The 8,556-nt window shown below is 63.2% G+C and carries 7 protein-coding genes; 6 read left to right on the top strand and 1 reads right to left on the bottom strand.

What is annotated here, in order from left to right; all coding sequences use genetic code 11:
• A partial coding sequence (locus CQW31_RS25605) for an IS3 family transposase (RefSeq protein WP_143524246.1) occupies positions 1-635 on the top strand: 635 nt, incomplete at its 5' end.
• Positions 636-710: 75 nt separating this feature from the next.
• Here CQW31_RS25605 and CQW31_RS25600 read toward each other — a convergent pair.
• Positions 711-2,075 carry a formimidoylglutamate deiminase gene (locus CQW31_RS25600; protein ID WP_099815702.1) on the bottom strand — a complete coding sequence of 455 codons (1,365 nt, stop codon included), beginning with the start codon at positions 2,073-2,075 and terminating at the stop codon, positions 711-713.
• Positions 2,076-2,220: 145 nt separating this feature from the next.
• Here CQW31_RS25600 and hutC point away from each other — a divergent pair, with 145 nt between their 5' ends.
• The 5 genes from hutC to CQW31_RS25575 all read left to right on the top strand — a co-directional run bounded on the left by hutC (position 2,221) and on the right by CQW31_RS25575 (position 8,549).
• Positions 2,221-2,931: a histidine utilization repressor gene (gene hutC, locus CQW31_RS25595; RefSeq protein WP_177332355.1), complete on the top strand. Its 711-nt coding sequence runs from the start codon at positions 2,221-2,223 to the stop codon at positions 2,929-2,931.
• The gene (locus CQW31_RS25590) at positions 2,928-3,500 is read left to right on the top strand and encodes a HutD family protein (RefSeq protein WP_099815701.1); all 573 of its coding nucleotides are present in this window, start codon (positions 2,928-2,930) and stop codon (positions 3,498-3,500) included. The genes hutC and CQW31_RS25590 overlap by 4 nt, the downstream gene beginning before the upstream one ends.
• A gap of 229 nt (positions 3,501-3,729) precedes the next feature.
• Complete coding sequence (hutU, locus tag CQW31_RS25585; RefSeq protein ID WP_054884271.1) at positions 3,730-5,403, top strand: urocanate hydratase; 1,674 nt, start codon at positions 3,730-3,732, stop codon at positions 5,401-5,403.
• A 69-nt stretch (positions 5,404-5,472) separates the two neighbouring features.
• Entirely contained in the window at positions 5,473-7,005 is a 1,533-nt protein-coding gene (gene hutH, locus CQW31_RS25580) for a histidine ammonia-lyase (RefSeq protein WP_099815700.1), read from the top strand.
• Between the two features lie 152 nt (positions 7,006-7,157).
• Positions 7,158-8,549: an amino acid permease gene (locus CQW31_RS25575; protein WP_054884273.1), complete on the top strand. Its 1,392-nt coding sequence runs from the start codon at positions 7,158-7,160 to the stop codon at positions 8,547-8,549.
• Positions 8,550-8,556 lie beyond the last annotated feature (7 nt).

Genomic DNA, 8,556 nt, shown 5'->3' with positions numbered 1-8,556 from the left:
AGGACAAGCTGGTGAACAAGAAGGTCGTTGAACGACTGATGGCTGAGCAAGGGTTGAAGTCAGTGGTACGGCCTAAGAAATACCGTTCCTATCGTGGTGTTGTCGGCAAGGTGGCGGCGAATTTGCTGGAGCGAAATTTTGTTGCCCAACGGCCTAATCAGAAGTGGGTGACCGACGTGACTGAATTCAAGGTGGCGCAACAGAAGCTCTATCTCTCGCCGGTGATGGATTTGTACAACGGTGAAATCGTGGCGTACGAAACGGCCAAACGTCCTTGCTACAGCCTGGTTGGGAACATGCTCGACAAGGCCCTCGACTGCTTGGGAGAGAAGCCGAAGCTTGTGCTGCATTCAGATCAGGGATGGCATTACCAGCAGGCTCAGTATCGTCACAAACTCCGTGGGCGAGGCGTGAAACAGAGCATGTCGCGCAAGGGCAATTGCCTGGACAACGCGGCCATGGAAAGCTTCTTCGGTACGCTCAAGTCTGAATTTTTCTACCTGAAGCGCTTTGAGAGTGTCGATGAGTTGAAAGCGGGCCTGGACGAGTACATCCGCTACTACAACCATGACCGCATCAAACTGAAGCTCAATGGTTTGAGCCCTGTTGAGTACAGGGCTCAGGCTGCAGCATAGAACTGTCCAACTTTTAGGGGGCAGTCCATCCTGTGGGAGCGGGCAAGCCCGCGAAGGGCCGCAAAGCGGCCCCAGTTAGCCCAGGAGTTGCCGCAGTACTTCAGCAAACGCCTGCCTGCTCTCCTCTTCATGGGCATGCTGCCCCTGACGCACCACCCACTGACCATTGACCATCACATCCCGCACCTGACGGTCGCCGCCGGCGAACAGCCAGCGGTTGAGAATCCCGTCGCCTTCGGCCATGGCGATGTACGGGTCTTGCCCATCCAGCACCAGCCAGTCGGCCCGCTTGCCTACCGCCAGCTCGCCAACGGCTTGCCCCAGCGCCTGCGCCCCGCCAACCAGTGCCGCGTCGTAGAGCGTACGCCCGACCATTGGTTGGTCGCCACGGTACAGCCGGTTACGCCGCTGGTCCCGCAGGCGCTGGCCATATTCCAGCCAGCGCAGCTCCTCGACCACGCTCAGCGACACATGGCTGTCCGAGCCAATGCCCATGCGCCCGCCCTGGGCCAGGAAGTCCACCGCCGGGAAGATACCGTCGCCGAGGTTGGCTTCGGTGGTCAGGCACAAGCCGGCCACTGCACCACTGCGCGCCATGGCCGTGACTTCGTCGGCTTCGGCATGGGTGGCGTGCACCAGGCACCAGCGACGGTCCACATCGACGTGTTCATACAACCACTGCAGCGGCCGCAACCCGCTCCAGGCCAGGCAGTCGTCGACTTCCTTCTGCTGTTCGGCGATGTGGATATGAACCGGGCACTGCGGGTTACCGGCGGCCAGTACCTCGGCGATCTGGCCGGGCGTGACCGCGCGCAAGGAGTGGAAGCACAGGCCCAGCTGCTGCGCAGGTTGCGCTGCCAATATTGGCGCCAGTTGCGCCTGCAGGTGCAGGTACTGCTCGGTGGAGTTGATGAAGCGCCGCTGCCCTTCGTTCGGCGCCTGGCCGCCAAAACCGGCGTGGCTGTACAGCACTGGCAGCAAGGTCAGGCCGATGCCGCTGCTGGCCGCAGCTGCACTGATGCGTCGGGACAGCTCGGCCGGGTCGGCGTAGGCTTTGCCTGCCTGGTCATGATGCACGTAGTGGAACTCGGCCACCGAGGTGTAGCCGGCCTTGAGCATCTCGATGTACAGCTGGCGGGCAATGACCTGCAGCTGCTCCGGGGTGATCTTGCCGACCAGGCGATACATCAGCTCGCGCCAGGTCCAGAAGCTGTCGTTGGGGTTGCCCGCGACTTCCGCCAGCCCAGCCATGGCCCTTTGGAACGCATGCGAGTGCAGGTTGGGCATGCCGGGCAGCAACGGCCCGGTCAGGCGTTCGGCGCCTTCGGCCGAAGCGTCGGCTTCGATGCGGCTGAGCAGGCCGTCACTGGACACTTCGAGGCGGACGTTACTGGCCCAACCCGTAGGCAGCAGGGCGCGTTCGGCAAAATAGGCGGACATCGGAGAGAATCCTGTTATTGTTTGACTTGTATATACATATACAGGCGTTTGCCTGCCGGGTAAACTGCGGCAAGCTACCGCTCATTCCATTGCCTAAGGACTCAACGCCGTGCCGACACCTCCTGTCTCCGCGCTGGTTGCCCAGATGGGCGAGGGCCCGGCGCCGCTGTATGCCCGGGTCAAGCAAATGATCATCCAGCAGATCGAAAACGGCAGCTGGCCGCCGCATCACCGGGTGCCCTCAGAGAGCGAACTGGTCAGCGAGCTGGGCTTCAGCCGCATGACCATCAACCGCGCCTTGCGTGAACTCACCGCTGAAGGCCTGCTGGTGCGGATGCAGGGGGTAGGCACCTTCGTCGCCGAGCCCAAGACCCGCTCGGCGCTGTTCGAAGTCAACAACATTGCCGACGAGATCGCCGGCCGTGGTCACCAGCATAGCTGCCAGGTGATCAAGCTGGCCGAAGAGGCCGCTGGTTCCGAACGCGCCTTGGCCCTGGACATGCGCGAAGGGCAGCGGGTGTTTCACTCGTTGATCGTGCATTGCGAAAACGGCGTGCCGGTGCAGATCGAGGACCGCTACGTCAACGCCGCCATCGCCCCCGACTACCTCAAGCAGGACTTCACCCGGCAGACGCCTTACGCCTACCTGTCCCAGGTGGCGCCGCTGACCGAGGGTGAGCACGTGGTCGAGGCGATTCTCGCCGAGCCCGAAGAGTGTCGCCTGTTGCAGATCGAGCGCGGCGAGCCCTGCCTGCTGATCCGTCGTCGCACCTGGTCGGGGCGTCAGCCCGTGACTGCAGCGCGGCTGATCCACCCCGGTTCCCGTCACCGCCTTGAAGGACGTTTCAGTAAATGACCCAGTTGCAGTTGCTGCGTGCGCAGAATTACCCGCGCATGCCGTGGAAGAACGGTGGCGGTTTCACCGAAGAGATTACCCGCGATAACGGCGAAGGGCTCGATGGCTTCGGTTGGCGCCTGTCGATTGCCGATATCGAGGAATCGGGTGGGTTTTCCGTGTTTGCCGGCTACCAGCGGATCATCACCGTGCTGCAGGGAGACGGCATGCGCTTGCTGGTCGACGAGCAGGCCACCCGGCCATTGTTGCCGTTCGATGCGTTCGCCTTCAGTGGCGAGAGCCAGGTCAGCTGCAAATTGCTCGGTGGGCCGATCCGCGACTTCAACCTGATCTATGCGCCGCAGCGCTATCGGGCGCGCTTGCAGTGGTTCGACGGTACCAGCCGCTTGTACAGCTCGGCGTCGACGGTGTTGCTGTTTGCCGCGAGCAATCAGGTGGAAGTGGCGATGGCTGGGCATGAAATGCAGCGTTTGGGGCTGTATGACTGCCTGCGGTTGGAGGGCAATGACGAGTTGTTGGGGCTGGAGGTACAGGGTCGGTTCTGCCTGATCGAACTCATTCCAGTTTGAGATAGCCGGGGCCGCTTCGCGCCCCTTTCGCGACACAAGGCCGCTCCTACAGGGATATGCGTTCCCCTGCAGGAGCGGCCTTGTGTCGCTAAAGCGGCCCCAGTGCTTTCATGAATTCGGAGGAGCGGTCCGATTATTTTGCTTGTCCATGCTTGTACATACAAGTAAAGATGTGTTTGTATATTGACCACGACACATCTGCCCGCGGACAACCGCCGAGGACCTTCCCGTGACCGACAACAACAAATACCGTGACGTTGAAATCCGTGCCCCCCGTGGCAACAAGCTGACCGCCAAGAGCTGGCTGACCGAAGCGCCATTGCGCATGCTGATGAACAACCTCGACCCGCAGGTCGCGGAAAATCCGAAAGAGCTGGTGGTGTATGGCGGCATCGGCCGCGCCGCGCGCAACTGGGCCTGCTACGACAAGATCGTCGAGACCCTGACCCGACTGGAAGACGACGAAACCCTGCTGGTGCAGTCGGGCAAGCCGGTCGGCGTGTTCAAGACCCACAGCAACGCGCCGCGTGTACTGATCGCCAACTCCAACCTGGTACCGCACTGGGCCAACTGGGAGCACTTCAACGAACTGGACGCCAAGGGCCTGGCCATGTACGGCCAGATGACCGCCGGCAGCTGGATCTACATCGGCAGCCAGGGCATCGTCCAGGGCACCTACGAAACCTTCGTCGAAGCCGGTCGCCAGCACTACGGCGGCAGCCTGAAAGGCAAGTGGGTGCTGACTGCCGGCCTCGGCGGCATGGGCGGTGCCCAGCCACTGGCGGCAACCCTGGCCGGTGCCTGCTCGCTGAACATCGAATGCCAGCAGAGCCGCATCGACTTCCGCCTGGAAACCCGCTATGTCGACGAGCAGGCAACTGACCTCGACGACGCCCTGGCCCGCATCGCCAGGTACACCGCCGAAGGCAAGGCGATCTCCATCGCCCTGCATGGCAACGCCGCCGAAATCCTGCCAGAGCTGGTCAAGCGTGGCGTGCGCCCGGACATGGTCACCGACCAGACCAGCGCCCATGACCCACTGAACGGCTACCTGCCAGCCGGCTGGACCTGGGAGCAGTACCGCGACCGCGCGCAGACCGAGCCGGCTGCTGTGGTCAAGGCCGCCAAACAGTCGATGGCCGTGCACGTACAGGCCATGCTCGACTTCCAGAAGCAAGGCATCCCGACCTTCGACTACGGCAACAACATTCGCCAGATGGCCAAGGAAGAGGGCGTAGCCAACGCCTTTGATTTCCCAGGCTTCGTCCCGGCCTACATCCGCCCGCTGTTCTGCCGTGGCATCGGTCCGTTCCGCTGGGCGGCGCTGTCCGGCGACGCTGAAGACATCTACAAGACCGACGCCAAGGTCAAGGAACTGATCCCGGACGACGCCCACCTGCACCGCTGGCTGGACATGGCCCGCGAGCGCATCAGCTTCCAGGGCCTGCCGGCACGTATCTGCTGGGTTGGCCTGGGCCTGCGCGCCAAGCTGGGCCTGGCCTTCAACGAAATGGTCCGCAGCGGCGAGCTGTCGGCACCGGTGGTCATCGGCCGTGACCACCTGGACTCCGGCTCGGTGTCCAGCCCCAACCGCGAAACCGAAGCCATGCGCGATGGCTCCGATGCCGTCTCCGACTGGCCGCTGCTCAACGCCCTGCTCAATACCGCAGGCGGCGCCACCTGGGTATCGCTGCACCACGGCGGTGGCGTAGGCATGGGCTTCTCCCAGCACTCGGGCATGGTCATCGTCTGCGATGGCACCGATGAAGCCGCCGAACGTATCGCTCGGGTGCTGACCAACGACCCGGGGACTGGCGTGATGCGCCACGCCGATGCCGGTTACGACATCGCCATCGACTGCGCCAAGGAGCAGGGCCTCGACCTGCCAATGATCACGGGCTGATCGCTGCGCTTTGAGTGATACTGAATAGAAGAGGGGCCTGCGGGCCCCTGACAGAATTGGAGTAGCGAAGTGACCGTACTGACCCTCAAGCCCGGTACCCTGACCCTGGCCCAGCTGCGTGCCATCCACGCCGCGCCTGTGCGCCTGCAGCTGGACGCCAGCGCCGCGCCGGCCATCGACGCCAGCGTCGCCTGTGTCGAGCAGATCATTGCCCAAGACCGTACCGCCTACGGCATCAACACCGGTTTTGGCCTGCTGGCTTCGACCCGCATCGCCAGCCACGACCTGGAAAACCTGCAGCGCTCGCTGGTGCTGTCCCACGCCGCCGGTATTGGCGCGCCGCTGGATGACGCCCTGGTACGGCTGATCATGGTCCTCAAGATCAACAGCCTCAGCCGTGGCTTCTCCGGTATCCGCCGCAAGGTCATCGATGCACTGATCGCCCTGGTCAACGCCGAAGTCTACCCGCACATCCCGCTCAAAGGCTCGGTTGGCGCTTCTGGCGACCTGGCACCGCTGGCGCATATGTCGCTGGTGCTGCTGGGCGAAGGCAAGGCCCGTCACCAGGGCCAGTGGCTGTCGGCTACCGAAGCCCTGGCTGTTGCCGGCCTTGAGCCGCTGACCCTCGCCGCCAAAGAAGGCCTGGCCCTGCTCAACGGCACCCAGGCGTCCACCGCGTATGCCCTGCGCGGCCTGTTCCAGGCTGAAGACCTGTATGCCGCCGCCATCGCCTGTGGTGGGTTGAGCGTCGAAGCTGCGCTGGGTTCGCGTTCGCCGTTCGATGCGCGTATCCACGAAGTGCGTGGCCAGCGTGGGCAGATCGATACCGCTGCCTGCTTCCGCGACCTGCTCGGCGACTCCAGCGAAGTGTCGCTGTCGCACAAGAACTGTGACAAGGTCCAGGACCCGTACTCGCTGCGCTGCCAGCCACAGGTCATGGGCGCCTGCCTGACCCAGATCCGCCAGGCTGCCGAGGTGCTGGGCATCGAAGCCAACGCAGTGTCGGACAACCCGTTGGTATTCGCCGCCGAAGGCGATGTGATTTCCGGTGGCAACTTCCACGCTGAGCCGGTCGCCATGGCCGCCGACAACATCGCCTTGGCGATCGCCGAAATCGGTTCGCTGAGCGAACGCCGCATTTCGCTGATGATGGACAAGCACATGTCCCAGCTGCCGCCGTTCCTGGTGGAAAATGGTGGGGTCAACTCCGGCTTCATGATCGCTCAGGTTACCGCTGCCGCCCTGGCCAGCGAGAACAAAGCCTTGTCGCACCCGCATAGTGTCGATAGCCTGCCGACCTCGGCCAACCAGGAAGACCACGTGTCGATGGCCCCGGCCGCTGGCAAGCGCCTGTGGGAAATGGCCGAGAACACCCGTGGCGTGCTGGCCATCGAATGGCTGGGTGCGTGTCAGGGGCTGGACCTGCGCAAAGGCCTGAAGACTTCGGCGAAGCTGGAGCAGGCGCGCCAGGCGCTGCGTCGTGAAGTGCCGCACTACGACCGTGACCGCTTCTTCGCGCCGGACATCGAGGCAGCCGTCGAGCTGCTGGCCAAGGGCAGCCTGACCGGGCTGCTGCCTGCTGGTGTCCTGCCTAGCCTGTGATGCCTCCGGGGCCGCTTTGCGGCCCTTTCGCGACACAAGGCCGCTCCTACAAAGGCTACGCGCTCTCCTGTAGGAGCGGCCTTGTGTCGCGAATGGGCTGCAAAGCAGCCCCCATCGACCTCACGACCACAAAAACAATTTAAGGACGTGACATGCAACAAGCTCAAGGTCTCAAGCGCGGGCTAACGGCCCGCCACATCCGTTTCATGGCCCTTGGCTCTGCCATCGGTACCGGCCTGTTCTACGGCTCCGCCTCGGCGATCCAGATGGCCGGCCCGGCTGTACTGCTGGCCTACCTGATTGGCGGCGCTGCGGTATTCATGGTCATGCGCGCCCTCGGCGAAATGGCCGTGCACAACCCGGTAGCCGGTTCTTTCGGCCATTACGCCACCACCTACCTCGGCCCCATGGCCGGCTTCATCCTCGGTTGGACCTACGCCTTCGAAATGGTCATTGTGGCCATCGCCGACATCACCGCCTTCGGTATCTACATGGGCTTCTGGTTCCCGGAAGTGGCCCGCTGGATCTGGGTGCTGGGCATCGTCTTCGTGATCGGCGGACTCAACCTGTGCAACGTCAAGGTGTTCGGCGAAATGGAATTCTGGCTGTCGCTGCTCAAGGTCGGCGCCATCGTGGCGATGATCCTGGCCGGTCTCGGCATCATGGCCTTCGGCTTCAGCCAGGTGAGTGGCGAACATGCTGCCGGCATCAGCAACCTGTTCGAACATGGCGGCTTCATGCCCAATGGCATCGGTGGCCTGATCGCCTCGTTCGCCGTAGTGATGTTCGCCTTCGGTGGCATCGAAATCATCGGCGTCACCGCTGGTGAAGCCAAGGACCCGCAGCGCGTCATCCCCAAGGCTATCAATGCCGTGCCGCTGCGCATCCTGCTGTTCTATGTGCTGACCCTGTTCGTGCTGATGTGCCTGTACCCGTGGCCGCAGATCGGCAGCGAAGGCAGCCCGTTCGTGCAGATCTTCAGCCACCTGGGCATCGGCTCGGCCGCTGCAGTGCTGAACATCGTGGTGATCTCGGCCGCGATCTCGGCGATCAACAGCGACATCTTCGGCGCCGGTCGCATGATGTATGGCCTGGCCCAGCAAGGCCACGCGCCGCGCAGCTTTGGCAAGTTGTCGAAGCACGGCGTGCCATGGATGACCGTGGTGGTGATGGGCGCGGCGCTGCTGGTCGGCGTGCTGCTCAACTACCTGATCCCGGAAAACGTGTTCCTGCTTATCGCCTCTATCGCCACCTTCGCTACCGTGTGGGTATGGCTGATGATCCTGGTCACCCAGGTGGCCATGCGTCGCAGCATGAGCCGTGAAGAGGCGGCCCAACTGAAGTTCCCGGTACCGTTCTGGCCTTACGGCCCAGCCATGGCCATTGCCTTCATGGTGTTCATTTTCGGTGTGCTCGGTTACTTCCCGGATACCCAGGCGGCCTTGTTGGTCGGTGTGGTCTGGGTGGTGTTCCTGGTGGCGTCCTACCTGCTGTGGTGCAAGCCGCGCGCAGGCAAGCACGTGCCGGTCGAGCTGCACCGCTAGTCAAGGA

This window comes from Pseudomonas sp. 382, assembly GCF_002759075.1.
Classification (GTDB): domain Bacteria; phylum Pseudomonadota; class Gammaproteobacteria; order Pseudomonadales; family Pseudomonadaceae; genus Aquipseudomonas; species Aquipseudomonas vlassakiae.
Note: the sequence above shows the minus strand (reverse complement) of the source record. Positions and strands in the feature narration are given on the sequence as shown.